This window comes from Mycobacterium scrofulaceum (assembly GCF_001667885.1).
In the GTDB taxonomy this organism is placed as follows: Bacteria; Actinomycetota; Actinomycetes; order Mycobacteriales; family Mycobacteriaceae; genus Mycobacterium; species Mycobacterium scrofulaceum_C.
In genome coordinates, this window is sequence record NZ_LZJW01000031.1 from 1 (window position 1) to 24,585 (window position 24,585).

At 69.5% G+C, this 24,585-nt stretch carries 23 protein-coding genes and 1 tRNA gene; 13 read left to right on the forward strand and 11 right to left on the reverse strand.

The features are described from left to right. The coding region (locus A5681_RS03760) for an alcohol dehydrogenase catalytic domain-containing protein (protein WP_067269557.1) at positions 1-716 on the reverse strand (716 nt) is incomplete at its 3' end. A gap of 32 nt (positions 717-748) precedes the next feature. On the opposite strand from A5681_RS03760, the gene A5681_RS03765 reads away from it, so the two are divergent. From A5681_RS03765 to A5681_RS03775, 3 genes are all read left to right on the forward strand, one after another. Further along, complete coding sequence (locus A5681_RS03765) at positions 749-1,819, forward strand: class I SAM-dependent methyltransferase (RefSeq protein WP_067269519.1); 1,071 nt, start codon at positions 749-751, stop codon at positions 1,817-1,819. Further along, positions 1,816-2,634 (forward strand): serine hydrolase domain-containing protein, encoded by an 819-nt coding sequence (locus A5681_RS03770; protein ID WP_067269522.1) that lies wholly within the window; start codon positions 1,816-1,818, stop codon positions 2,632-2,634. The genes A5681_RS03765 and A5681_RS03770 overlap by 4 nt, the downstream gene beginning before the upstream one ends. 141 nt (positions 2,635-2,775) lie before the next feature. Next, positions 2,776-3,288: a DUF3145 domain-containing protein gene (locus tag A5681_RS03775; protein ID WP_067269524.1), complete on the forward strand. Its 513-nt coding sequence runs from the start codon at positions 2,776-2,778 to the stop codon at positions 3,286-3,288. A gap of 64 nt (positions 3,289-3,352) precedes the next feature. Here the strand turns inward: A5681_RS03775 and A5681_RS03780 are convergent, their stop codons facing one another. Continuing rightward, positions 3,353-4,270 carry a diacylglycerol kinase gene (locus tag A5681_RS03780; protein WP_067269526.1) on the reverse strand — a complete coding sequence of 306 codons (918 nt, stop codon included), beginning with the start codon at positions 4,268-4,270 and terminating at the stop codon, positions 3,353-3,355. Continuing rightward, entirely contained in the window at positions 4,267-5,847 is a 1,581-nt protein-coding gene (locus A5681_RS03785) for an FAD-binding oxidoreductase (RefSeq protein WP_156737835.1), read from the reverse strand. Before A5681_RS03785 ends, A5681_RS03780 begins: the two co-directional genes overlap by 4 nt. A 47-nt stretch (positions 5,848-5,894) precedes the next feature. On the opposite strand from A5681_RS03785, the gene A5681_RS03790 reads away from it, so the two are divergent. From A5681_RS03790 to A5681_RS03800, 3 genes are all read left to right on the forward strand, one after another. After that, positions 5,895-6,470, forward strand: coding sequence for a TetR/AcrR family transcriptional regulator (locus tag A5681_RS03790; RefSeq protein ID WP_067269533.1), 576 nt, complete (start codon positions 5,895-5,897; stop codon positions 6,468-6,470). Next, positions 6,467-8,011, forward strand: coding sequence for a glycerol-3-phosphate dehydrogenase/oxidase (locus A5681_RS03795; protein WP_067269534.1), 1,545 nt, complete (start codon positions 6,467-6,469; stop codon positions 8,009-8,011). Before A5681_RS03790 ends, A5681_RS03795 begins: the two co-directional genes overlap by 4 nt. A gap of 65 nt (positions 8,012-8,076) precedes the next feature. Further along, positions 8,077-9,630 (forward strand): FAD-dependent monooxygenase, encoded by a 1,554-nt coding sequence (locus A5681_RS03800; RefSeq protein ID WP_067269535.1) that lies wholly within the window; start codon positions 8,077-8,079, stop codon positions 9,628-9,630. Between the two features lie 79 nt (positions 9,631-9,709). On the opposite strand, the gene A5681_RS03805 is transcribed toward A5681_RS03800, so the two are convergent. The 7 genes from A5681_RS03805 to aceE all read right to left on the reverse strand — a co-directional run bounded on the left by A5681_RS03805 (position 9,710) and on the right by aceE (position 19,514). Continuing rightward, positions 9,710-11,131: an acyl-CoA carboxylase subunit beta gene (locus A5681_RS03805; RefSeq protein WP_067269536.1), complete on the reverse strand. Its 1,422-nt coding sequence runs from the start codon at positions 11,129-11,131 to the stop codon at positions 9,710-9,712. Positions 11,132-11,178: 47 nt separating this feature from the next. Beyond that, complete coding sequence (gene kasB, locus A5681_RS03810; RefSeq protein ID WP_067269538.1) at positions 11,179-12,438, reverse strand: 3-oxoacyl-ACP synthase KasB; 1,260 nt, start codon at positions 12,436-12,438, stop codon at positions 11,179-11,181. An 82-nt stretch (positions 12,439-12,520) separates the two neighbouring features. Continuing rightward, positions 12,521-13,771 (reverse strand): 3-oxoacyl-ACP synthase KasA, encoded by a 1,251-nt coding sequence (kasA, locus tag A5681_RS03815; protein ID WP_067269541.1) that lies wholly within the window; start codon positions 13,769-13,771, stop codon positions 12,521-12,523. Then, positions 13,768-14,112 (reverse strand): meromycolate extension acyl carrier protein AcpM, encoded by a 345-nt coding sequence (gene acpM / locus A5681_RS03820; RefSeq protein WP_007170888.1) that lies wholly within the window; start codon positions 14,110-14,112, stop codon positions 13,768-13,770. The genes kasA and acpM overlap by 4 nt, the downstream gene beginning before the upstream one ends. A gap of 83 nt (positions 14,113-14,195) precedes the next feature. Beyond that, positions 14,196-15,104, reverse strand: a complete 909-nt coding sequence (locus A5681_RS03825; protein ID WP_067269543.1) for an ACP S-malonyltransferase — start codon at positions 15,102-15,104, stop codon at positions 14,196-14,198. 143 nt (positions 15,105-15,247) lie between these two features. Then, entirely contained in the window at positions 15,248-16,570 is a 1,323-nt protein-coding gene (locus A5681_RS03830; protein WP_067269545.1) for a PucR family transcriptional regulator, read from the reverse strand. A gap of 157 nt (positions 16,571-16,727) precedes the next feature. After that, positions 16,728-19,514, reverse strand: coding sequence for a pyruvate dehydrogenase (acetyl-transferring), homodimeric type (gene aceE, locus A5681_RS03835; protein ID WP_067269547.1), 2,787 nt, complete (start codon positions 19,512-19,514; stop codon positions 16,728-16,730). A 184-nt stretch (positions 19,515-19,698) separates the two neighbouring features. Here aceE and A5681_RS03840 point away from each other — a divergent pair, with 184 nt between their 5' ends. The 5 genes from A5681_RS03840 (at position 19,699) to A5681_RS03860 (ending at position 22,745) form a co-directional block, all read left to right on the forward strand. Further along, positions 19,699-20,280 carry a hypothetical protein gene (locus tag A5681_RS03840; protein WP_082968185.1) on the forward strand — a complete coding sequence of 194 codons (582 nt, stop codon included), beginning with the start codon at positions 19,699-19,701 and terminating at the stop codon, positions 20,278-20,280. A gap of 81 nt (positions 20,281-20,361) precedes the next feature. Beyond that, positions 20,362-20,784, forward strand: coding sequence for a DUF3052 domain-containing protein (locus A5681_RS03845; protein WP_067269553.1), 423 nt, complete (start codon positions 20,362-20,364; stop codon positions 20,782-20,784). Continuing rightward, complete coding sequence (locus tag A5681_RS03850) at positions 20,784-21,245, forward strand: peroxiredoxin (RefSeq protein ID WP_067269555.1); 462 nt, start codon at positions 20,784-20,786, stop codon at positions 21,243-21,245. The genes A5681_RS03845 and A5681_RS03850 overlap by 1 nt, the downstream gene beginning before the upstream one ends. A gap of 46 nt (positions 21,246-21,291) precedes the next feature. Further along, a tRNA-Val gene (locus A5681_RS03855) sits at positions 21,292-21,363 on the forward strand. A 260-nt stretch (positions 21,364-21,623) separates the two neighbouring features. Then, entirely contained in the window at positions 21,624-22,745 is a 1,122-nt protein-coding gene (locus tag A5681_RS03860) for an epoxide hydrolase family protein (protein ID WP_067269558.1), read from the forward strand. Here the strand turns inward: A5681_RS03860 and A5681_RS03865 are convergent. Beyond that, positions 22,742-23,557: an oxygenase MpaB family protein gene (locus A5681_RS03865; RefSeq protein WP_067269561.1), complete on the reverse strand. Its 816-nt coding sequence runs from the start codon at positions 23,555-23,557 to the stop codon at positions 22,742-22,744. The two genes, A5681_RS03860 and A5681_RS03865, sit on opposite strands and share 4 nt — an antisense overlap. 83 nt (positions 23,558-23,640) lie before the next feature. On the opposite strand from A5681_RS03865, the gene A5681_RS26980 reads away from it, so the two are divergent. After that, positions 23,641-23,793, forward strand: a complete 153-nt coding sequence (locus A5681_RS26980; protein ID WP_156737834.1) for a hypothetical protein — start codon at positions 23,641-23,643, stop codon at positions 23,791-23,793. 30 nt (positions 23,794-23,823) lie between these two features. Next, positions 23,824-24,585: cobalamin biosynthesis protein (locus A5681_RS03870; RefSeq protein ID WP_067269556.1), on the forward strand; the 762-nt coding region annotated here is incomplete at its 3' end.

The following is a 24,585-nucleotide window of genomic DNA, read 5'->3' on the forward strand; positions in this document are numbered from 1 at the left end:
GCCTCGACGACGTCGGTCTGGCGGGCGTTGACCGTGTGGGTGGCGCCGAACTTGCGGGCCCAGTCCAGCTTGGTGTCGTCGGTGTCCACCGCGATGATCCGCCGGGCCCCGACCAGCGCGGCGCCGGCGATCGCGGCGTCCCCGACCCCGCCGCAGCCGATCACCGCGACCGTGTCGTCCCGCGTGACGGCGCCGGTGTTGATCGCCGCGCCGATGCCGGCCATGACCCCGCAGCCGAGCAGGCCCGCGACGGCCGGGTCGGCGGCGGGATCGACCTTGGTGCACTGGCCGGCGTGCACCAGCGTCTTGTCGGCGAACGCCCCGATGCCCAGCGCGGGCGTCAGTTCGGTGCCGTCGGTCAGCGTCATCTTCTGCGCGGCGTTGAACGTGTCGAAACACAGGTGCGGGCGGCCGCGCTTGCAGGCCCGGCACTGACCGCAGACCGCCCGCCAGTTCAGGATCACGAAGTCACCCGGCTCGACCGAGGTCACGCCCGGGCCGACGGCCTCGACCCGGCCGGCGGCCTCGTGCCCGAGCAGGAAGGGGTACTCGTCGTTGATGCCGCCCTCGCGGTAGGTCAGGTCGGTGTGGCACACCCCGCAGGCGATGACGTCCACCAGGGCCTCGCCGGGCCCGGGGTCGGGGACGACGATGTCCACCAGCTCGACGGGCTCGCCCTTCTTTCGTGAAATCACGCCGCGCACTGTCTGACTCATGGCCACCAAACTACGGTGTACCGTCGCTGACCATGACGCCACCCGAGACCGTCTCGGAAACCAGCGAAGAATTCAGCGAACGAATCGCCGCGGCCATCGACGGCGCCAGCCTGACCCTGCTGCTGAGCATCGGCCACCAGACCGGTCTGCTCGACACGATGGCCGGCCTCGCGCCGGCCACCAGCACCCAGATCGCCGAGGCGGCGGGACTCAACGAGCGCTACGTGCGGGAGTGGCTGGCCGGCATGACGACCGGGCGCGTCGTCGACTACGACGCCGACGCCGGCACCTACTCGCTGCCCGCGCACCGCGCCGGCGTGCTGACCCGCGCGGCGGGCCCGGACAACCTCGCCCTGGTGACCCTGTTCGTCCCGTTGCTCGCCGAGGTCGAACAGAAGATCATCGGCTGCTTCCGCGACGGCGGCGGCCTGCACTACAGCGAGTTCCCCCGCTTCCACGCGCTGATGGCCGAGCAGAGCGGGGTGGTGTACGACAACGCCCTGGTCGACGTGGTGTTGCCGTTGGTCGACGGCCTGGTCCAACGGCTGCGGGCCGGGGCCGACGTCGCGGACTTCGGCTGCGGCAGCGGCCACGCGATCAACGTGATGGCGCGGGCGTTCCCCGCCAGCCGCTTCACCGGCATCGACTTCTCCGACGAGGCGATCGCCGTCGGCGCCCGCGAGGCGGCCGACCTCGGCCTGGCGAACGCGACCTTCGAAAGCCACAACCTGGCCGAGCTGGACAAGGTCGAGGCCTACGACGTCATCACCGTGTTCGACGCCATCCACGACCAGGCGCAGCCCGCGAAGGTGCTGGAGAACATCCACCGCGCCCTGCGGCCCGGCGGCGTGCTGCTGATGGCCGACATCAAGGCCTCCAGCCGGCTCGAGGACAACGTCGACGTCCCGATGAGCACCTACCTGTACACCACGTCGCTGATGCACTGCATGACGGTGTCGCTGGCACTGGACGGCGCCGGGCTCGGCGCCGCCTGGGGGACGCAGCTGGCCACCGCGATGCTGGCCGACGCCGGGTTCGGCGACGTGCGGGTCGCTGAGATCGAGTCGGACCCGATCAACAACTACTACATCGCCAGGAAGTGATGGCCCTCGAAGCTATCGACGACTGGCCGGTCGAGGCCGCCGCCGCTGCGGTGATCGGACCGGACGGGGTGCGGGCCAGCCACGGCGACACCGAGCGGGTGTTCGCGCTGGCCTCGGTGACCAAGCCGCTGGTGGCCAGGGCCGTGCAGGTCGCGGTCGAGGAGGGCGTCGTTGACCTGGGCACCGCCGCCGGCCCGCCGGGCGCCACCATCCGACACCTGCTGGCGCACGCATCGGGCCTGGCGCTGCAGAACGACCATGTGCTCGCCGCGCCCGGCGCGCGGCGCATCTACTCCAATTACGGCTTCACCGTGCTCGCCGAGAGCGTGGAACGCGAATCGGGCATCGAATTCGGCCGCTACCTGGCCGAGGCGGTGTGCCAGCCGCTGGGGATGGCCTCCACCCGGCTGGAGGGTGGCGCGGCGGCCGCGGGGTTCGGGGCGGTGTCCACGGTGGCTGACCTGGCTAAATTCGCCGGGGACCTGCTGCGCCCGGCGACGGTGTCCGCCCAGCTGCACGGCGAGGCGACGACGGTGCAATTCGCCGGCCTGGACGGCGTGCTGCCCGGCTACGGCGTCCAGCGGCCGAACGACTGGGGCCTGGGTTTCGAGATTCGGAACGGCAAATCTCCGCACTGGACCGGCGCGCGGAACTCGCCGCGGACCTACGGCCATTTCGGCCAGGCAGGCGGCTTCATCTGGGCAGATCCCGAACGGGAGCTGGCGCTGGTGGCCCTCACCAACCGCGACTTCGGGGAGTGGGCGCTGCAGCCGTGGCCGGCGCTTTCGGACGCCGTGATCGCCGAATACGGCTGAGGAAAAATGCACACTAGCGCAACACGGGTATCACAAGGCACAATAGACACGCACGACACACAAAATAGTTAGACATCCTGCTTGCCAGGTCCCGCCAGGTCGTTGGGGAAGACGTCCCTCGCGGAACCGAAGGAGCAGGATATGCGTGCGTCGAATCAATTCGCCGACGTGACGACTGGCGTGGTGTACGTGCACGCCTCGCCCGCGGCGGTATGCCCGCACGTCGAGTGGGCGTTGTCGTCGACCCTCGGGGCGAAGGCGAACCTCACGTGGACGCCGCAGCCGGCCATGCCCGGACAGCTGCGCGCGGTCACCAACTGGGTCGGGCCGGTGGGCACCGGCGCCCGGCTGGCCAACGCCTTGCGGTCGTGGTCGGTGCTGCGGTTCGAGGTCACCGAGGACCCCAGCCCCGGAGTGGACGGCCACCGATTCAGCCACACCCCGCAGCTCGGCCTGTGGAGCGGGGCGATGAGCGCCAACGGTGACGTCATGGTGGGGGAGATGCGGCTGCGGGCGCTGATGTCGCAGGGCGCCGACACCCTGGCCGCCGAACTGGACACCGTGCTCGGAACGGCGTGGGACGACGCCCTCGAGGCGTACCGCGACGGCGGCGAGGTCGGCGAGGTGACCTGGCTCAGCCGCGGCGTCGGCTAGGTCTCTGCAGGAATGTGCGGCGCTCGGATTTGATATCGCGGGCGATATCAATTTCGAAGAGCCGCTAGCGGTCCTCGGCCCGGCGCAGGATCCGCAGCGCGCCCTGTACGGCGCTGATCTCCGCGGGCAGCGGGCAGGCGAAGTCGCCGTCGGCGTAGACGTTGATGCCGGGGCATTCGACGTGGATGGATTTCGCCCGCGTCGTGCTCACCTCGTCGAGGTTGATGTGGGTGCCCTTGATGACGGTGGGAAACAGGCGGACCAGCTTGGTGCGCGACGCCTCGTGCACCATCGTGATGTCGAGCAGGCCGTCGGTGGGATCGGCGTGGGGGCAGATCAGCATGCCGCCGCCGTAGCTGCGGGTGTTGCCGAAGGCCGCCAGCGTGATGTCGGCATCGAGCTCGCGCGTCCCGTCGAGCACCATGCGGAACGGCAGGAGCCGCAGCTGCGACAGCTCGGCGAGCATCGCGAGGTAGTACCGCAACCGCCCGTGCGGCCAGCGCATCCGGTTGGCCCGGTCGGTCACCAGGGAGTCGAATCCGGTGGCCGCCACCGTGCCGAACCACTTGCGGGCCCCGTCGCTGTCGCGAATGCGGCCCAGGTCAACGGTTTCGGTGAAGCCGTCGACGATGACGTCGGCCGCGGCCTCGGGATCCTTGGTGGGCAGCCCGAATGCGCGGGCGTGGTCGTTGCCCGTTCCGGCCGCCACGATGCCCATCGGCACGTCGGTGCCCGCCAGCACCTGCAGCGCGTTGGACACGACGCCGTCCCCGCCGGTCACCATCACCGCGTCGGCACCCTTCTCCAGCGCCGCCCTCACCAGGTATCGCGCGTCTTGCGCGTCGTCGCCGATGATCTCGACGACCTCGACCCCGCGGTGGTGCAGCCGCGCGATCGCCAGCTGCGCCGCCCGGATCGCGGCCCCGTGCCCCGAGACGGGATTGGTCAGCGCGATCACCTTCGCGATCTCGCGCCGGGTCATGGAATCAGCTTGCCCGGGTTGAGGATTCCGGCCGGGTCGAGGGCCGCCTTGACCGAGCGCAGGACCTGCACGCCCAGCTCGCCGACCTCCTCGCCCATCCAGGGCCGGTGGTCGGCGCCGACCGCGTGGTGGTGGGTGATGGTCCCGCCGGTGGCCATGATCGCGTCGCACGCGGCCTTCTTGGCGGCGCGCCACTGCTCGATCGGATTGCCGCGCTGCCCGGCGACGACGGTGAAGTACAACGACGCGCCGGTTGGGTAGACGTGCGAGATGTGGCACATCACCAGGGCGGGCGTGCCGCTCGCGGCCAACGCCTCGGTAAGGGCTTGCGTCACAGCGGCTTTCAACGCGGGAACGTTGGACCAGTCGGTGGCGGTCTCGAGCGTCTCGCACAGCGCGCCCGCCGCCAGCAGCGAGTCCCGCAGATACGGCGCGCCGAACCGCCCGTGCTCCCACGCCCGGGCCGGCGCTTCGCCCAGCGACGTTCCGCCGTTGGCCGCCAGCAGCGAGCCGGTCTCGGCGTGCCGGCTTTCGACGTGTTCCTTGGTGCCCTCGAACACCGTGATGCCCAGGCAGCCGCCGGTGATCTGGCTTTCGCCGATGGACTCGGTGGTGGCCAGGTTGACCCCGGTCTCGGCCTCGTCGGAGAGCCGGATGACCGTCGGGCCGGTGCCGGTTTGCGTGACGGCGCGCAGGGCCGCGGCGCCGGTCTCGAAGTCGGGGAAGGACCACGCCTCGTAGCGGACGGCCTCCGGCACCCGGTGCACCCGCAGCCGCACCCGGGTGATGACGCCGAAGACGCCCTCCGAGCCGATCATCAGCTGACGCAGGTCGGGGCCCGCGGCGGACTCGGGCGCGCGGCCCAGGTCCAGGGTGCCCACCGGCGTGATCACGCGCAGGCCGCGCACCATGTCGTTGAAGCGGCCGTAGCCCGCCGAGTCCTGCCCGGAGGATCGCGTCGCGGCGAAGCCGCCGATCGTCGCGTATTCGAAGCTCTGCGGGAAATGGCCGAGCGAAAAGCCTTGGGCGCCAAGCATGCGTTCGGCGTCCGGCCCGGTGACGCCGGCCCCGAACACGGCCTGGCCGGACACCTCGTCGAGGGAGAAAAGTTGATCGAGGCGGCGCAGGTCGAGGGACACCACCGCCGCGAACTCGCCGCGAATGGGATCCAGGCCGCCGACCACGCTGGTGCCGCCGCCGAACGGAACGACGGCGATGCGATGGTGCGAGCAGTAGCGCAGGAGGGTGGCGACGGCGTCCTCGTCACCCGGGAGCAGGATCGCGTCGGGCGCATCCTGCACGCCGGTATCCCTGCGGCGCAGCAGGTCGAGGGTGGACTTGCCGCCGGCGTGCAGCAGCCGGTCCCGGTCGTCGGTGCGGCAGTACGCGGCGCCGACGATCTCGGCCAGCCCGTCGCGGTGGGCCTGCGGCAGCGCCGACGGGCGCAGCCGCACCTGATCGGGTTGTAGCCCGGCGGCACCGGAATCGTCCACGCCGACAGCCTGTTTCAGCAGCGCCCGAATCCCGTCGGAGAGCGGCTTGGCCGCTGCGGGGTCTCCCCACGCGTTCCACTTCATCGGGGGGAGGAGGCCATCGGCTTGCGTCATGCGTTACAGTATTACACATGCTGTCAATCAGTAACGAACGCGTCGCGGTGGACACGGGCGAACGCATCCTCGCGGCGGCGGCCAGCTGCGTGGTCGACTTCGGGGTGGACCGGGTGACCCTGGCCGAGATCGCGCGCCGCGCCGGTGTCAGCCGGCCCACGGTGTACCGGCGCTGGCCGGACACGCCGTCGATCGTGGCGGCGCTGTTGACCCGCCACATCACCGAGGTGATGCGCGACGCGCCGCTGCTCGGTGATGACCGCGAATCCCTTGTGCAACAGATCGTTACGGTGGCCAACTTGCTGCGCCGCGACCGGCTGGTCATGTCGGTGCTGCACTCCGAGCTCGCGCCGATCTACATCACCGAACGGCTCGGGACCAGCCAGCACATGCTGATCGACGCCCTCGCCGCCCGGCTGCGCGTGGCCCAGCGCAACGGCAGCGTGCGCACCGGCGACCCCGTCCAGCTGGCCACCATGGTGTTGCTGATCGTCCAGTCGACCATCCAGTCGGCGCAGATCGTCGAACCGCTTCTGGACGCCGACACGCTGGCGGTCGAACTCGCCTATTCGTTGAACGGATACCTCTCGTGATACCCGACCCCACCGCGCTGAACGCCGCCCGCCGCGAGGCCGACCTCGCGGCCCTGGCCGATGGCGAACCGCTGGACGTCGTCGTGATCGGCGGCGGCATCACCGGCGCCGGCATCGCCCTGGACGCCGCGTCGCGCGGGTTGCGGGTGGCGCTGGTGGAGAAGCACGACCTCGCGTTCGGCACCAGCCGGTGGAGTTCGAAACTCGTGCACGGCGGGCTGCGTTACCTGGCGACCGGCAACGTGGGCATCGCCCGCCGCAGCGCGCTCGAGCGGGGAATCCTGATGGGCCGCAATGCCCCTCACCTGGTGCACGCCATGCCGCAAGTGGTCCCGCTGCTGCCGTCGATGAGCCGGGGCAAGCGCGCGCTGGTGCGTGCGGGGTTCGTGGCCGGCGACGCGCTGCGGATGCTGGCGGGCACGTCGTCGTCGACCCTGCCCCGGTCGCGCCGGATCTCACCGGAGCGCGTCGTGCAGCTGGCGCCCACGGTCCAGCGGGCGGGGCTGGACGGGGGCCTGCTGGCCTACGACGGGCAGCTGATCGACGACGCCCGCTTGGTCACCGCGGTCGCGCGCACCGCGGCGCAACACGGCGCGCGGATCCTGACCTACGTGGCCGCGTCGAAGGCCACCGGCACCTCGGTGCGGCTGACCGACCAGCGCTCGGGGCAGTCGTTCGACGTGGCGGCCCGGGCGGTCATCAACGCCGCCGGGGTGTGGGCGGCCGAGGTCGACGGCCTGTTGCGGCTGCGGCCCAGCCGCGGGACGCATCTGGTGTTCGACGCCGAAGCGTTCGGGAATCCCACTGCGGCGCTGACGATTCCGATCCCCGGTGAGCTCAACCGGTTCGTGTTCGCGATGCCCGAGCAGCTGGGCCGGGTCTACCTGGGGCTGACCGACGAAGCCGCCCCCGGCCCGATCCCGGACGTGCCCACCCCCTCGGCCGACGAGGTCACGTTCCTGCTCGACACGGTCAACACCGCGTTGGGGGTCGCGCTCGGCCCGGCCGACGTCATCGGCGCCTACGCGGGGCTGCGGCCGTTGATCGACACCGGCGAGGGCCGCACCGCCGACGTCTCGCGCGAGCACGCCGTCGTGGAGTCGGCGTCCGGGGTGATCAGCGTGATCGGCGGCAAGCTGACCGAATACCGCTATATGGCCCAGGACGTGCTGGACCGCGCCGTCAGCCTGCGGCACCTGCGCGCCGCGAAGTGCCGGACGCACGACCTGCCGCTGGTCGGGGCGGCCGCCAATCCCGGGCCGCCGGGCTCCGGCCCGGTCGCCGGGTTGCCCGCCTCGCTGGTGCAGCGCTACGGCGCCGAGGCCGCCAAGGTCGTGGCAACCGCGACGTGCAAGCGCCCGACCGAGCCGGTCGCCGAGGGCATCGACGTCACTCGGGCGGAATTCGAGTACGCCATCACGCATGAGGGGGCGCTGGACGTCTCCGACATCGTGGACCGGCGGACCCGCATCGGCCTGGTGGAGTCCGATCGCGAGCGGGCGATGCCGGCGGCCGAGGAGTTCGTGGCACGCCTCCTCTAGGACGGCAAGGAACCCTCAGCGGTTCTGACTGTGAATATCTAATGACAGTAGCTATCATTTTAGCTATGACGACCTCACGCGTTCCCGTCCTCATCGTCGGCGCCGGCGCCGCCGGCCTCGCCACGTCGGCATTGCTCGGGAAACACGGGGTCCGCTCGCTGCTGGTCGAGAAGCGGCGGGAGGTCTTCCTCTACCCGAAGGCGCGCAACCTGAGCTTCCGCAGCCTGGAGATCCTGCGCGGGCTGGGGCTCGGCGACGAGGTGCACGCGGTCGCGGACCAAGTTTCGGCCTTGACGGTCAGACCGGCGCTCAACAGCGCCGAGGAGGGTCTGGCCATCGACATCAGCGCGCTCTTCGCGGGTCTCGACCAACTCAGCCCCGAGCCGGCGGCGCAGTACTGCCCGCAGAGCAGGCTCGAGCCGATCCTGCTCGCCGACACGCGCCGACGCGGCGGCGAGGTGCGCTACGGGACGGAGCTGTCGTCCCTGGAGCAGGACGAGGCGGGGGTCACCGCGGTGGTCCGCGACCTTGGCACCGGGGAGTCCGAAACCGTCCGCGCCGATTACCTCGTCGGCGCCGACGGCGTGCACAGCCCGATCCGAAACTGGTTGGGCATCAGCACGTCCGGTTACGGTGCGCTGCCGATCTTCGTCGTCTTCATCTACTTCCGGGCGCCCTGGACGAAGTACGTCTCGCACTTGGCCGACGGCGACGCCGTGCAAGTCAAGAACGCCGACGTGGACGGCATTTTCCTGCTGGTCCAGGGCGAGCTGGGAATGTTCGTCACCATGTATTTCCCCGGCAAGGGCGAGTCGGCCGATGAGTTCACCCCGCAACGGTGCCGGGAGCTGCTGCTCAAGGCGTTCGGCGAGCCCATCGACGTCGACGTCATCGAGGTCGCGGCCTGGCAACCCTACGAGCAGGTGGCCGACCAATTCCGCTGCGGCCGAACCTTTCTCGTCGGCGACTCGGCCCACACCATGCCGCCGTTCAAGGCCGGCGGGGCCAACACCGCGATCCAGAGTGCGCACAACCTGGCCTGGAAGCTGGCGGCCGTCCTGGACGGCACCGCCGGACCGGCGCTGCTGGACACCTACCACACCGAGCGGCACCCGGTGGGCCGGTTCGCCGCCCGGCAGTCGCTGACCGGCCCGACGCTCGACGTGCTACCCGTGACCGACGACCGCCCGCAGCTGCCGGCCGAGGAAGAGCGCCCGATGTTCGATCTGCTCATCGGATACCGCTACCACTCGGCGGCCGTTGTGAACGGGCCGCCGGTGGACGCCGACGCGGTGGAACTGGTGGGGGAGTTGCGCGCCCAACCCGGCACCCGGGTACCGCACGTCTGGCTGCGCGACGGGGTTTCGACGCTCGACCTGCTGGGCCCGGGGTTCACGGTGCTCACCGGCGACGAACGCTGGTGTGCCGCCGCGGCTTCGGCGTCGGTGGCCGCGCATCGCGTCGACAGCGACGAGTGGGCTACGGTCACCGGGCTCGGCCCGTCGGGCGCCCTGCTGGTGCGCCCGGACGATTTCGTCGGCTGGCGCTGCGACGCGCTGCCCGCGGACCCCGAAGGCGAACTGCGCCAAGCGCTTACGAAGATCCTCTGCAGAGGATGACGGCCCGCACGGATTTGATATCGCGGGCGATATCAAATCCGTGGGTCACCCAATGGTGAGAGAGCGGTGCCGCCGGGACTTACAGCGGGATGTTCTTGTGCCGACCGCGGCGCGCCGGGGCCTGAGCCAGCGCCTCGGTGAGCTTGCTGCGGGTGTGTGACGGGTCGATCTTCTCGTCGACCACACCGATCTCGATGGCGCTGTCCACGCCACCAGCGATCTTCTCGTGCTCGGCGGCGAGCTGGTCGTGCAGCGCCTCGCGCTCGTGATCGGGCGCGGCGGCCAGCTTCTTCTTGTGCAGGATGCCGACCGCGGCCTTGGCGCCCATCACCGCCACCTCGGCGTCCGGCCAGGCGTACACCTTGGTCGCATTCAGCGACCGCGAGTTCATCGCAATGTAGGCCCCGCCGTAGGTCTTTCGGGTGACCAGCGTGACCCGGGGCACCGTGCACTCGCCGAACGCGTGCAGCAGCTTCGCGCCGCGGCGCACCACGCCGCCCCACTCCTGGTCGACACCGGGCAGGTAGCCGGGCACGTCGACGATCACCACGAGCGGGATGCCGAACGCGTCGCAGAGGCGCACGAAACGCGCTGCCTTCTCGGCGCTTTCGGAGTTCAGGCAGCCGCCGAGGCGGAGCGGGTTGTTCGCCAGGACGCCCACCGTGCGGCCGGACAACCGGCCCAGCCCGATCACCATCGACGGCGCCCAGTTGGCCTGGAACTCGTCGAACGGCGTCTCGGCGTCCAGGATCGCGGTCACGATCGGACGCACGTCGTAGGCCCGCCGAGCCGATTCCGGCAACAGCGCGTGGATGTCGGTGTCACCGGCCTCGGCCTTGGAGCGGTCGAAATGACCCTGCTGGCAGAACAATCCGACCAGGCGACGGCCGCGCTCGTAGGCGTCGAGCTCGTCGTCGGCGACGATGTGGCAGACGCCGGACTTCTTGTGGTGGGTCTCCGGGCCGCCGAGGGACGCCATGTCGACGTCCTCGCCGGTCACGCTGCGCACCACGTCGGGGCCGGTGACGAACACCCGGCTCTCCGGTGCCATCACGATGACGTCGGTCAGGGCCGGCCCGTACGCGGCGCCGCCGGCGGCGAAACCGACGACCACCGAGATCTGCGGGATGTAGCCGGACGCCCGGATCATCGCCTCGAAGACCGTCCCGACGGCATGCAACGCCTTGACGCCCTCGGCCAACCGCGCCCCGCCGGAGTGCCAGATGCCCACGATCGGGCTCTGCTCCTCGATGGCGGTGTCGTAGGCGTTGACGATGTGCGCGCAGCCCTCGATACCCATGGCGCCGCCCATCACGGTGCCGTCGGTGCAGAAGGCGATGGTGCGCACACCGTTCACGGTGCCCGACGCAGAGAGCACACCCGAGCGGTCACGCTCGTGCAGCAGCTCGACGCTGCCCTCGTCGAAGAAGTTGCTCAGACGCAGCAACGGGTCCCTGGGGTCGAGCGACTCGCCGACCGACGCGGGGGCCATGATTGTCATCGCAGGTCTCCTGTTCTCCGGTGTGCTTTCTGGTTAGGGAAAGCGGGTCAGTACCGCCCGAAGGCGATGGCGACGTTGTGGCCGCCGAAGCCGAACGAGTTGTTGATCGCGTACTCGTACTTGCCCGGCCGCGGCTTGCCCGACACCACGTCCAAATCGATTTCTGGATCGAGGTTTTCGAGGTTCAGCGTCGGTGGAACGACCTGGTCCCGAAGGGCGAGCACGGTCAGGATCGACTCGACCGCGCCCACCGCGCCCACCGAGTGGCCCAGCGCCGCCTTCGGCGCGTAGACGGCCGCGTTGCCGCCGTGGGGGCCCAGCGCGTTGTTGATCGCCTTGCTCTCCGCGACGTCACCCACCGAAGTGCCGGTGGCGTGCGCGTTGACGTGGTCGATGTCGCTCGGGCTCAGGCCCGCCAGCTGGATCGCCCGGCTCATCGCGTGCCCCGCCCGCAACCCGTTGGGGTCCGGCGCGACCATGTGGTAGCCGTCCGAGGTGATGCTGGCCCCCATGATGCGGGCCAGGATGTTGGCCCCACGGGCCTTGGCGTGCTCCTCGGTCTCGATCACCATGAGCGCACCCGCCTCGCCGAACACGAAGCCGGTGCGGTCCCGGTCGAACGGGCGGCACGCGCCCGCCGGGTCGTCGTTCTTGGTCGACATCACGATGCGCATCTGCGCGAACGCCGCGATCGGCACCGCCTCGATCTTGGTCTCGACACCACCGCAGATGGCGATGTCGGCCTCCCCGAAGACGATGTTGCGCCACGCCTGGGCGACACCCTCGGAACCGGACGCGCACGCCGACACGGGCGTGATCACGCCGGCCTTGGCTTGCCGTTCCAGACCTACCGCCGCCGCCGCGCCGTTGGGCATGTACTTCTGCACGCCGAGCGGAGAAACCGCCCTCATGCCACGAGCGCGCATGTCGTCGTAGCTGAAGACCATTTCCTCCGACGACCCCAAACCGGTGCCGATCGACACCAGCAAGCGGTCGGAGTCGACCTCCGGGGAGCCGGCGTTCTCCCAGACCCGGCGGCTCAAGATGGTCGACATCCGCTGCAGATAACCCGTGCGCCGCAGCTCGACACGGGTCATCTGGCTGTCGAATTCCTCCAAAAGGTGCCCACCGATCTTGACGGGCAGGTCGAACTCCTCGACGAACGGGTCCTCGAGTCTGCGGATACCACTTTGGCCGTCCTGCAATAACTTCCAGGTGTTCTCGGCGTCAGTTGCCAGTGCGGTCGTCATGGCGACGCCGGTGACGACCACGTTCGGGAGTGTTTTCCCGGTAACCAGCTCTGTCATGGGTCTTGCGAACGTTCCTTCCGTACTTGTCCTGCTCCTCCTCGGGCCGCTCGCGGCCCGCGTCGTCGCGGGACCGTCGTGCTCAGTACCGCCCGAAGGCGAGCGCCACGTTGTGGCCACCGAATCCGAACGAGTTGTTGATGGCGTAACGGAAATCGCCGTAGCGAGGTTCGCCCGCGACAACATCAAGGTCGATCTCAGGATCAGGCGTTTCGTAATTCAACGTTGGCGGTATCACGCCGTCCCGAAGGCTCAATACCGTGAGAACAGATTCCAGCGCGCCGACCGCGCCGATGGAGTGGCCGAGAGCCGACTTCGGTGCGTACACCGCCGCCTGCTCGCAGCCTGCGACACGGATGGCGTTGGCCTCGGCCGTGTCGCCGATCGGTGTCGCCGTGCCGTGCGCGTTGACGTGGTCAATGTCCTTGGGGGACAAGCCGGCCAACTCGAGCGCCCGTTGCATGGCCCGGCCGGCGCGCACGCCGTCCGCGGCCGGCGCCACCATGTGGAACGCGTCCGAGGTGATGCCCGCACCCATCAACCGGGCCAGCGGCTTGGCGCCGCGAGCCTTGGCGTGCTCCTCGGTCTCGATGATCATCAGGGCCCCGGCCTCGCCGAACACGAAGCCGTCGCGGTCCTTGTCGAACGGCCGCGAGGCGCGCTCGGGCTCATCGTTGCGAGTGGACATGGCCCGCATCATCGAGAACGCCGCGATCGGCAGCGCCTCGATGGGACCCTCGACCCCGCCGCAGACGGCGAAGTCGGCGTCGCCCATCGCGATCTGGCGCCACGCGTGCGCGATCGCCTCCGAGCCCGACGAACATGCCGACACCGGGGTGATGACCCCGGCGCGAGCGCCCAGCTGCAGACCCACCACCGCCGCGGCGCCGTTGGGCATGATCATCTGGACGGCCAGCGGCGACACCTTGCGGGGGCCGCCCTCGTTCATCAGGTCGTAGCTCTCGACGATCCGCTCGGCGCCACCGAGCCCGGTGCCGACCACGACCGAGAACCGGTCGGGGTCGACCTCCGGGCTGCCGGCGGACTCCCACAACTGAGTGCTGAGCAGCTTGGCCAGCCGTTGGACGTATGACATACGCCGCAGGTCGAGCCTGCTCATGTGCTCGTCGATGGGCTCCTTGAGGTGCCCGCCGATCTTGACGGGCAGGTCCCACTTGGTGACGAACTCGTCCTCGAGTACGTGGATGCCGCTTTCGCCGGCCAACAATCCCTTCCACGTGCTCTCGATGTCCGGCGCGATCGACGTCGTCGCCGTGACGGCGGTCACCACAACGCTGGGGTAACCGCCATTAGCAGTGGAAGGCTTGCTCACTTGTCCGCTTCCATCCTCGCCTTGACGTTGGCGACGGCGTCGGGGTTCTCCGTCTCCAGCTTGGCGCGCAGGGCCTCGGCAGCCTCGGGGTTCTCTTCCTCGAGCTTCTGGATGTAGGAGACGACGTCACCGACGGTGCGCAGACCGGCGAGGTCCTCGTCCGGGATCTTCACGCCGTACTTGTCCTCGGTCTGGACGGCGATCTCAACCATCGACAGCGAGTCGATGTCCAGGTCGTCGACGAACGACTTCTCCGGGGTGACCTCGGACGGCTCGATACCGGTGACCTCTTCGATGATCTCCGCGATACCGGCGATGATTTCTTCCTGGCTGACGGCCACAGCGTCTTCCCTTCGTGATGTGTTGTGTTAATCGAACAGAGCGTTCTTATTAGAGCGTTATGTGGTTGTACTGGATGCGGCTATCAGAGTTCAGCCAGTGCGTCCAGGTCTGCGGGTGCCTTGACGGCGCGGGTCGCAACCCCCCGAAGTTCGCGTTTGGCGATGCCGGTCAGAGTGCCCGCAGGGGGGAACTCCACGGCCGCCGTGATCTCCCGGTCACGCATGGTCGCCGTGCACAGGTCCCAGCGCACCGGCTGGGTGAGCTGGGCGACCAGCGCCTCCATCGCCGCCGCCGCGGAGGCGACGGGCTGGCCGTCGCGGTTCGACAGCAGCGTGGCGGTGGGCTCGGCGGTCGCGACGGCGGCCGCCGCGGCGGCGTAACGGTCGAGCGCCGGAGCCATGTACTTCGTGTGGAACGCCCCGGCCACGCCGAGGGCGCGAACCCGGGCCTTGGCCGGCGGGTCCTCGGCCAGCTTCTCCAGCGCCGTCAGCGGGCCGGCGGCGACGATCTGGCCGGCGGCGTTGCGGTTGGCGGGGAACAGGTCGAGCTGCTCGAGACGGGCCAGCACCTCGGCCTCGTCACCGCCGAGCACCGCGGACATGCCGGTCGGCTCGATGGCGCACGCCTTGGCCATCTCGGCGCCACGGGTGGCGGCCAGGGCGACGGCGTCATCGGCGGCCATCACACCGGCGATCGCGTAGGCCGCGATCTCGCCGACGGAGTGGCCGGCGACGATCAGGTCTTTGTCGGCCAGCAGGCCGCGCTTGGTGAGCTCCTGGTGGGCCAGCAGCGTGGCGGCGACGACCAGGGGCTGAGTGACCGCGGTGTCGGTGATCTCCTCGATCGACGCGGTGGTGCCCAGCCGGACCAGGTCGAGGCCGCTGGCCTTCGACCACAGGTCGAGCTGGTCCGCGGCGCCCGGCAGGTCGAGCCACGGCGAGAGCATCCCCTCGGTCTGCGAACCCTGTCCGGGCGCAAGCAATGCAATCACGTGTTTAAGAGAACACTGTGGAAACGGTTTTGGCGGGTGTAACAGATTATGAACCTGGTCTTAGGTTTTTGTGTACTCCCCACAAAACCGCTCCGTAAGCTACGTGTTCGATACCGTCCGTTGATCTGTTGCCTGGGTCACTATTACTCGGATTGGCCCACAATAGCGGTCCTGACCGGCAGCGGAACGGGAGGCATGGGGTTGGTGCCGACGCTAGCTGTCGGAGTCGGGTAGTTCAGCTGGCCGACGGTCGCCGCCACTCGCAGCACGTAAGCGTCGCGGGGCTGCGTCGGATCCCGTCCGGTGAAGTCGGTGATCCGCTTGAGCCGGTAGCGCACGGTATTTGGATGAACGAACAACTTTCTGGCACAAGCTTCAATCGCGCCGCCACAATCCAAGTAAGCGTCAAGAGTCTCGATGAGCGTCGGTCCGGCGTCGGCCAGGGGTCCCATCACGTCGGTGTGCAACGCGACGATCGCCGACGCGTCACCCATCAGGGCGCGTTCCGGCAGGAGTTCCCGGGCCTGGACGGGCCGCGGCGCGCCCCGCCAGCCGCCGACGGCGTTCATCCCGGAAATCGCCTCGCTGGCGCTGTGATAGGCGGCCGTCAGCATCGGCGCCGTGGGCCCGATGACCACCGGGCCGTCGGAGAAGGCCTGCAGTAGGTCGCCGAGGAATTTGTCGGTTGGCGACAGTTGGCCGGACACGATAGCGACCAGCCAGGTGCCGTGCACGTCGGTGAGGGCGGCGCGGCCGTGCTGGGCGGCGATGTCGCGGACGTGCTGGCTGGCCCGCTGGTCGTCGCCCGGCCCCGTCGAGCCGTCCCGTCCGGGCGCCGGGACGCCCACCACGACGGTCGCCGGGGCGGTGGTGTCCCAGTTCAGCGCGGCGGCCCGGGAGAGCAGCTCGGGGCCGGTGTCGCCGCGGACCACGGCGTCGACGACGCTGGCCTCCATCCGGCTGTCCCACGTGCCGCGCGCCTCGGCGGCGTTGGCGTAGGCCGAGGCCGCTGTGAACGCCAGGTCGCGGCTGTACTTGAGGACGCCCACGGTCAGGGCGGTGAGCTGCTCCTCGGAGCGGGCGACCAGCGGCAACACCTCTTCGAAGAACTCCATGGTGACGCGCACCATGTCCACGCTGTGCCGCAGCGCGATCCGGCGAGCCAGGTCCTGGGGCACCAGCTCGAACGCCTGGGCGGTGTAGCTGACGTTGCTGTGCGGGTCCTGCATCCACTCTACGAAGTTGTTGATGGCCGTCTGCACCACCAGCGCCACGCTGGCCCGCTGCGAGGCTTCCAGGTCGGCGAAGAAGGGCAACCGGTCCTGCATGACCGAGACCGCCTCGGTGGCCAGCCGGCCGGAGTATTGCTTCAGCCGGCGCAGCACGGAGTCGGGCACCGTGTTGAGCATCTCCAGCGGCGAGCGGGGCTGCTTGGCGAACGGGCCGGCGAACGGGTTGTCATTCACCCCTAAAACCTACGCCACATTTTGGAAGTATCCGCCAAAGAGGTGGGCGGTTTTGGGCGTGCCTGCCTTTGAGGTGCGGCGCGAGCGTGAAGTTAGCTTCACGCTCGGCGCCCACCGTGAAGGTAACTTCACGCTCGGGGGGAGGGGGAGCGGGCGCTCAGGCCACGCCGGGGTCGGACGTCTGCTCCGGGGCGGCCCGCACGTCGTCGATCTTGTACTGGCGGGCGGCCGCAACCGGCACCGACGGGTCGATCTCACCGTCGCGGGCCAACGCCTCCAGCACCGCGACGACCTGGGACTCGGCGTCGGTGTTGAAGTAGCGCCGCGCGGCGGGCCGGGTGTCGGAGAAGCCGAAGCCGTCGGTGCCCAGCGTGACGTACGTGTTGGGCACCCACGGCCGGATCTGCTCGGGCACGGCGCGCATCCAGTCGGACACGGCGATCACGGGCCCGCTGGCGTTCGACAGGGCCTGGGTGACATAGGCGGTCCCGGCCGGCTGCTCGGGGTGACGCAGCTTCGCCTTCTCGACGGACAGGCCGTCGCGGTTCAGCTCGCCCCAGCTGGTCACCGACCACACGTCGGCGGCGACATCCCACTCGGCCAGCATCTCGGCCGCCTGCAGCGCCGACGGCATCGCCACCCCGGAGGCCAGGATGTGGGCGGTGTTGGCGCGCTGTTCGGTGGCCGCGCGGTAGCGGTAGATGCCCCGCAGCACGCCCTCGGGATCGAAGTTCTCCGGCTCCGGCGGCTGCACGTACGGCTCGTTGTAGACGGTGATGTAGAAGTACACGTCCTCGGGGTTCTCCCCGAACATCCGCGCCAGCCCGCTTTCCACGATGTAGGCGATTTCGTAGGCGAACGCCGGGTCGTAGGCGACCACGGCGGGATTGGTGCTGGCCAGCAGCAACGAGTGGCCGTCGGCGTGCTGCAGGCCCTCGCCGGTCAGCGTGGTGCGCCCCGCGGTGGCACCGAGCAGGAAGCCGCGGGCCATCTGGTCGGCGGCGGCCCACAGCCCGTCACCGGTGCGCTGGAAACCGAACATCGAATAGAAGATGTAGATCGGGATCATCGGCTCGTTGTGCGTCGCGTACGACGTGCCCGCCGCGATGAACGAGCCCACCGACCCCGCCTCGTTGATGCCCTCGTGCAGGATCTGCCCGACTTCGCTTTCCTTGTACGCCAGCATCAGCTCGGCGTCGACGGCGGTGTAGAGCTGGCCGAGGCGGTTGTAGATCTTCAGCGACGGGAACCACGAGTCCATCCCGAACGTCCGCGCCTCGTCGGGAATGATCGGCACGATGCGCGGCCCAATCTCCTTGTCCCGCAACACTTCCTTAAAGGTGCGCACGGTCGCCATCGTGGTGGCGACCTCCTGGGTGCCCGATCCCTTCTTCAGCGGGGCGTAGATGTCGCGCGCGGGCAGCTTTAGCGCCTTGGCCTTGGTGCGGCGCTCGGGCAGGAAGCCGCCGAGGGTGCGCCGGCGGTCGAGCATGTAGCGGATCTCCGGGGCGTCCGCCCCGGGGTGGTAGTAGGGCGGCAGGTAGGGGTTTTCGTCCAGCTGGGCGTCGCTGATCGGGATCCGCATCGAGTCCCGGAAGTGCTTAAGGTCTTCCAGCGCAAGCTTTTTCATCTGGTGGGTGGCGTTGCGGCCCTGGAAGTGCGCGCCCAGCGAGTAGCCCTTGATGGTCTTGGCCAGGATCACCGTCGGCTGGCCCTTGTGGTCGAGGGCGGCCCGGTAGGCGGCGTACACCTTGCGGTAGTCGTGGCCGCCGCGCTTGAGGTTCCAGATCTCGGCGTCGGTCATGTTCTCGACGAGCGCCTTGGTGCGCGGGTCGCGGCCGAAGAAGTGGTCGCGCACGTAGGCGCCGTCGTTGGCCTTGTACGTCTGGTAGTCGCCGTCCGGGGTGGTGTTCATCAGGTTCACCAGCGCGCCGTCGCGGTCGGCGTGCAGCAGCGCGTCCCACTCGCGGCCCCACACCACCTTGATGACGTTCCAGCCCGCGCCGCGGAAGAACGACTCCAACTCCTGGATGATCTTGCCGTTGCCGCGCACCGGGCCGTCGAGGCGCTGCAGGTTGCAGTTGATCACGAACGTCAGGTTGTCCAGGCCCTCCAGCGCGCCGACGTGCGCCAGCCCGCGGCTCTCCGGCTCGTCCATCTCGCCGTCGCCCAAAAAACACCACACGTGCTGGTCGGAGGTGTCCTTGATGCCTCGGTCGTGCAGGTAGTGGTTGAACCGCGCCTGGTAGATGGCGTTGAGCGGGCCCAGGCCCATCGACACGGTGGGGAACTCCCAGAAGTCGGGCATCAGCCGCGGGTGCGGGTAGGACGGGAGGCCGCCGCCGGCGTGGCTGTGTTCCTGGCGGAAGCCGTCCAGCCGGTCCTCGCTGAGCCGGCCTTCCAGGAAGGCGCGCGCATAGATCCCGGGCGACGCGTGGCCCTGGATGAACACCTGGTCGCCGCCGCCGGGATGCGATTTGCCCCGGAAGAAGTGGTTGAAGCCGACCTCGTACAGCGCCGCCGACGACGCGTACGTCGAAATGTGGCCGCCGACTCCGACTCCCGGGCGCTGCGCGCGGTGCACCATGATGGCGGCGTTCCAGCGGATCCAGGCGCGGAAGCGCCGCTCCACGTCCTCGTCCCCGGGAAACCACGGCTCGAGTTCGGTCGGGATCGTGTTGACGTAATCGGTTGACGTGAGCGACGGGATGGCGACGCGCTGCTCGCCGGCCCGTTCCAGCAGCCGCAACATCAAATAGCGGGCCCGCGCGGGCCCGGAGCGCTCCAGCAGCTCATCGAAGGACTCCAGCCACTCCGACGTCTCCTCGGGGTCGATGTCGGGCAGGTACGACGCCACGCCTTCGCGGATCACCCGAACGCGGTCGGGTTCGCTTGCGCTGCTAGGGGTTTTGGCCAGATCGTGGCGCGCGAACTCGGTTGTCAACGCACTCTCCTGTAGTTGGCGGGGCTTGTGCCCTCGGGGTGCCGTGCACCGTGTCCCTCTATCGTGCCGCACCGGCGTTTCGCGGGGCTAGCCGACATCGGGTAGCTGACGCGGGTTCACCCGGCGGACACGAACCCGTGCGTAGCAGAACGATCGGGGAGGTCACCCGGTAACGTCATGAGCCGTGCTCATTGGATGGCGTGCCGTCCTTGCGGGGGGTTCCCCCAGGCGAGGCGCTCTGGCGCTCGGATGTATCGCGGCGACGCTGATGGGGATCGTGGGGTGTACCACCGTCACCAACGGCACCGCCACCCCCGACACCCAGGTCGCCCCGGCGTACCGGCAGTCGGTGTCCGCGTCGGTGTCCGCGTCGTCGGCGACCTCGCGGGTCCGCGAATCGCAGCGGCAGCAATCGCTGACCACCCGGGCCGTGCGCACGTCGTGCGACACGCTGGCCACCTCGAGCAAGGACGCGATCGACAAGGTGAACATCTTCGTCGGCGCGTTCAACGCGGGCCGCAACACCGGCCCGACGGAGGGCCCGGCCATCGACGCGCTGAACAGCAGCGCCGACACCGTGAGCAACAGCTTCAACGATGCGCTGTCGCAGCAGCTGAAGGACGCGTTCAACACCTATATCGACGCCGCCCGCGGGGTGGCCAACGCGATCGGCACCCACGCCGCCACGGGCGAATTCAACAGGCGGGTGGACCGGCTCAACGACGCCAAGACCAAGGCGTTGAAACTGTGCCTGGCGTCCTTCTAAAGGCGCGGGTGTCGACGTGGTTGCGGCTGTGCGACGATAATCCCCATCGCACGGCGCGGGACGGCATAAGGAGGCTCCACGGTGGTCGCGGCGGATCACGCCCCGAGCTACGCTCGCAAACTGGGCATCCAACGAGACCAAGTTGTCCAGGAATGGGGCTGGGACGAGGACACCGACGACGAGATCCGGGCCGACGTCGAGGAAGCGTGTGGCGCTGAGCTGCTCGATGAGGACACCGACGAGGTGGTCGACGTCGTGCTGCTGTGGTGGCGTGACGGGGACGGCGATCTGGTGGACACCCTGATGGACGCGATCGGCCCGCTGGCCGAGGACGGCGTCATCTGGGTGCTGACGCCCAAGACCGGCAAGCCCGGCCACGTGCTGCCCGCCGAGATCGCCGAGGCCGCCCCGACCGCCGGCCTGATGCCGACCTCGTCGGTCAACCTGGGTGACTGGAGCGCCAGCCGGCTGGTGCAGCCGAAGTCCCGAACCGGGAAGCGTTGATGCTGCCCGTTGGCGCCACCGCCCCGGATTTCACACTGCGCGACCAAAACCAACAGCGGGTCACCCTGAGCTCGTATCGCGGCGCCAAGAACGTGCTGCTGGTGTTCTTCCCGCTGGCCTTCACCGGCATCTGCCAGGGCGAGCTGGACCAGCTGCGTGATCACCTGCCCGACTACGAGAACGACGACAGCGCGACGCTGGCCATCTCGGTGGGACCGCCGCCCACGCACCGGATCTGGTCGCTGGAAAGCGGGTTCACCTTCCCGGTGTTGTCGGACTTCTGGCCGCACGGCGAGGTCAGCCAGGCCTACGGCGTGTTCAACGACGAGGCCGGCTACCCGAACCGCGGCACCTTCGTCATCGACAAAGCCGGCGTCATCCGCTTCGCAGAGATGAAGCAACCCGGCGAATCCCGCAACCAGCGGCTGTGGACGGACGCGCTGGCGGCTTTGCGGGACTGAAAGTTTTGGGTACCCGGGCGTTGTGCGTGTAGCCTGCCTCGGGCACGGGCGCGTAGCTCAGTGGTAGAGCTCTGGTTTTACACACCAGCGGTCGGCGGTTCGATACCGTCCGCGCCCACACATTATTTGCGGCCTCGCGACCTTCGCGGCCTCGCGACCGTAACGCCATGGTGATTTTCGGGCCGAATTTTCGCCCTGGCGTTACGCCCACGGATCCCGGTTTTCGCGCTGTCCGCGGTGACCCCGTTATGGCAAGGTCGACGGCGTGGGCCAGCAGCCTGACTTCGACAGTGCCGGTGCGGGCGCTCGGCCCCGCGCCCGGGGCCGCTGCCGGCCGAGGCGGCTCAATCCGCATCGACGACGATGAATGGTGAATCCGTGGAACCGTTTCGCATCGACGTCCCCGACGTCGTCCTGGAAGACCTGCGGGCGCGGCTGGCGCGCACCCGATGGCCCGACGCCGAATGCGTCGACGACTGGAGCCAGGGCATGCCGCTGGCCTACACCCGCCAGCTGGCGGGCTACTGGGCCGACGAATACGACTGGCGGTCACGCGAGGCGGCGCTGAACCGCTTCGACCAGTTCATCACCGAAATCGACGGGCTGGACATCCATTTCATCCACCAGCGGTCGCCGCACGACGGGGCGTTCCCGCTGCTGATCACTCACGGCTGGCCCGGCTCGATCGTGGAGTTCCATAAGGTGATCGAGCCGCTGACCAACCCGGCGTCCGGGCGCGCCGAGGACGCCTTCCACGTGGTCTGCCCCTCGCTGCCGGGATACGGGTTCTCCGGCAAACCGACGCGCACGGGCTGGGGCGTGGAGAAGATCGCCGGGGCCTGGGAGGCGCTGATGCTGCGCCTGGGCTACGACCGCTACGGCGCGCAGGGCGGCGACTGGGGCGCCGCGGTGACCACCCAGATCGGCCGAAACGGGGGCCACTGCGCGGGCATCCACCTCAACATGCCGATCGGGCGGCCCACGCCGGAGTCCCTGAAGAACCCGACCGAGGAGGAGCAGCGGGCGATGGCCGCGCTGGCCGAGCACCGCAAGTGGGGCACCGGCTATTCCAAGCAGCAGTCCACCCGGCCGCAGACGCTGGGCTACGGGCTGGCCGATTCGCCGGTGGGGCAACTGGCGTGGATTGTCGAGAAGTTCTGGGCGTGGGCCGATTGCGACGGCCACCCGGAGAACGTGTTCACCCGCGACGAGCTCCTCGACAACGTGATGCTCTATTGGGTGACCGACACCGCGGCGTCGTCGGCCCGGCTGTACTGGGAGAGCTTCAGGGTGTTCGGGCAGGTGGACCGCGTCGAATTACCCACGGGCGTCGCGGCTTTCCCGCACGAGCTGCTGAAGGCGCCGAGAAGCTGGTGCGAGCCGGTCTACAACATCACGCATTGGACAACGATGGAGCGCGGCGGGCATTTCGCGGCGTTCGAGCAACCGGAGCTGTTCGTCGACGACGTCCGCGCGTTCTTCGCCACCGTGCGGCCCTAGACGATCCGCCAACCCCGTCGCGCACGAAATCGCATGTCCCACAAGTAGATCTGATACCCCAGGAGCCAGATCCCGTGCGGTAGGAAGAGGTCCGCCAGCCGCAGGGCGGACAGCAGCCAGTCGAACCGGCGCTGCCGGCCCGGCGACCAGTCCAACCGCATCAACTCGCGGAACTCCGGAGCCAGGAACCCCGTCGTCGCAAACAGGTTGAACGGGCCGGCCAGGACCCGCAACGGCCACGGCAGGAACGCCAGCGACGCCACGCCGCGCAGATGCTCCCGCACCGGCGGGTCGATGCGCAGCTCGTCGAGCGAGCGCTTCCAGTACGCGTCGAACGCCGCCCGGTCCGGCGGCCACATGCCCTCGGGCACCTGCAAAGTGGTGCCCAGCCGCGCGGCGTCGAGATAGACGGCGTCGGCGGTGGCATCGTCCAACGGGCCGTGCAGGAACTCGTGCTGGTCCACGAAATAGCGGTACAGGCACGCGGCCACCCACAGCTGCAACCTGGGGTCGAAAGCGTTGTAGGACACCGGACTTGACGACGTCGAACGGACCTGTCGGTGCACGACGTCGACGGCGCCGCGGATCAGCGCGCGGTCGGACTCGGTCCCGATGGTGGCGACCGCCAGGTAGGTGCCCGTGGTGCGGGCCCGCTTGAACGGATGCTTGTAGACGTTGCCGCTGTCCACCGGGCTCTCCAGCACCCCATACCCGACGCCCGGCAACGACAACTGCATGATCACGTTCGCGGCCGGGAGCAACAGTGCCGCCGGGTTCAGCAGGTCGGCGACCCGGCTCGCGGGCCGCTTCATCGCGGACGACGCCATGTCCCCGAGTGAACCACGTACCGGAGCCCGGAGGTTATAACCGGCGGAAAACGGGCACGCCTAGCCAGATGAGCACCCAATTCGGCGTCCCGGCCACCGGCCCGGCGCGCCACCGCGCGGCCGCACCGACGGGCGCGTTCGACTCGCCCCTGCTGATGTGGTGGGTGATCGTCGTCCTGATCGCCGCGGTGATCGTCGCCGGGATGTTCGCCATGGCCTAGCCGATCGGCCGCGTGTGAGACGCTGCCAGGGTGTTGGCGACGCGGACCCGGCTGACCGGCGTCCTGGCGGGCTACCTGGCCGACGTGGCGTTCGGCGACCCGGCGCGGGGGCACCCGGTCGCGGCGTTCGGCCGGGCCGCCGCCGAGCTCGAGCGCGTGACCTACCGCGACACCAGGCTCGCGGGCGTGGTGCACGTCGGCGCGCTGGTGGCAATGGTGGGCCTGCTCGGCGCCGCCCTGCAACGGGCCGCCGACCGCGGCGGTTGGCCCTCGTCGGTCGCGGCCACCGCCGCGGCCACCTGGGTGTCGGTGGGCGGCACGTCGCTGGCGCGCACCGGCCTGGTGATGGCGGAACTGCTGGAGCGCGGGGACGTCGAGGGCGCGCGGCGCCTGCTGCCGTCGTTGTGCGGGCGCGATCCGGCGTGGCTGGACGCCGCGGGCCTGGCGCGTGCGTCGCTGGAATCGGTCGCGGAGAACACGTCCGACGCCCAGGTGGCGCCGCTGCTGTGCGCCGCCGTGGGCGGCGTCCCCGCGGTGCTGGCCTACCGCGCTATCAACACGCTCGACTCGATGGTCGGCTACCGCTCGGCGCGGTATGCCCGATTCGGTTGGGCCGCAGCCAGATTGGACGATGCGGCCAACTATGCCGGCGCACGGGCGACGGCGGCGCTGGTGGTGCTGTGCGCGCCCTTCGTCAGCGGGTCGGCCTCGGGTGCGGTGCGCGCCTGGCGCCGTGACGCCGCCCGCCACCCCAGCCCCAACGCCGGCGTCGTCGAGGCGGCGTTCGCCGGG

Excerpts from the sequence above, each read along its gene's own strand:
- A5681_RS03865 (WP_067269561.1), bottom strand. The coding sequence starts at position 23,557 with ATGAAGCGGCCCGCGAGCCGGGTCGCCGACCTGCTGAACCCGGCGGCA.
- A5681_RS03800 (WP_067269535.1), top strand. The coding sequence starts at position 8,077 with ATGACGACCTCACGCGTTCCCGTCCTCATCGTCGGCGCCGGCGCCGCC.
- A5681_RS03780 (WP_067269526.1), bottom strand. The coding sequence starts at position 4,270 with ATGACCCGGCGCGAGATCGCGAAGGTGATCGCGCTGACCAATCCCGTC.
- A5681_RS03850 (WP_067269555.1), top strand. The coding sequence starts at position 20,784 with ATGCTGCCCGTTGGCGCCACCGCCCCGGATTTCACACTGCGCGACCAA.
- A5681_RS03775 (WP_067269524.1), top strand. The coding sequence starts at position 2,776 with ATGCGTGCGTCGAATCAATTCGCCGACGTGACGACTGGCGTGGTGTAC.
- A5681_RS03805 (WP_067269536.1), bottom strand. The coding sequence starts at position 11,131 with ATGACAATCATGGCCCCCGCGTCGGTCGGCGAGTCGCTCGACCCCAGG.
- A5681_RS03765 (WP_067269519.1), top strand. The coding sequence starts at position 749 with ATGACGCCACCCGAGACCGTCTCGGAAACCAGCGAAGAATTCAGCGAA.
- A5681_RS26980 (WP_156737834.1), top strand. The coding sequence starts at position 23,641 with ATGAGCACCCAATTCGGCGTCCCGGCCACCGGCCCGGCGCGCCACCGC.
- A5681_RS03785 (WP_156737835.1), bottom strand. The coding sequence starts at position 5,847 with ATGAAGTGGAACGCGTGGGGAGACCCCGCAGCGGCCAAGCCGCTCTCC.
- kasB (WP_067269538.1), bottom strand. The coding sequence starts at position 12,438 with ATGACAGAGCTGGTTACCGGGAAAACACTCCCGAACGTGGTCGTCACC.
- A5681_RS03790 (WP_067269533.1), top strand. The coding sequence starts at position 5,895 with ATGCTGTCAATCAGTAACGAACGCGTCGCGGTGGACACGGGCGAACGC.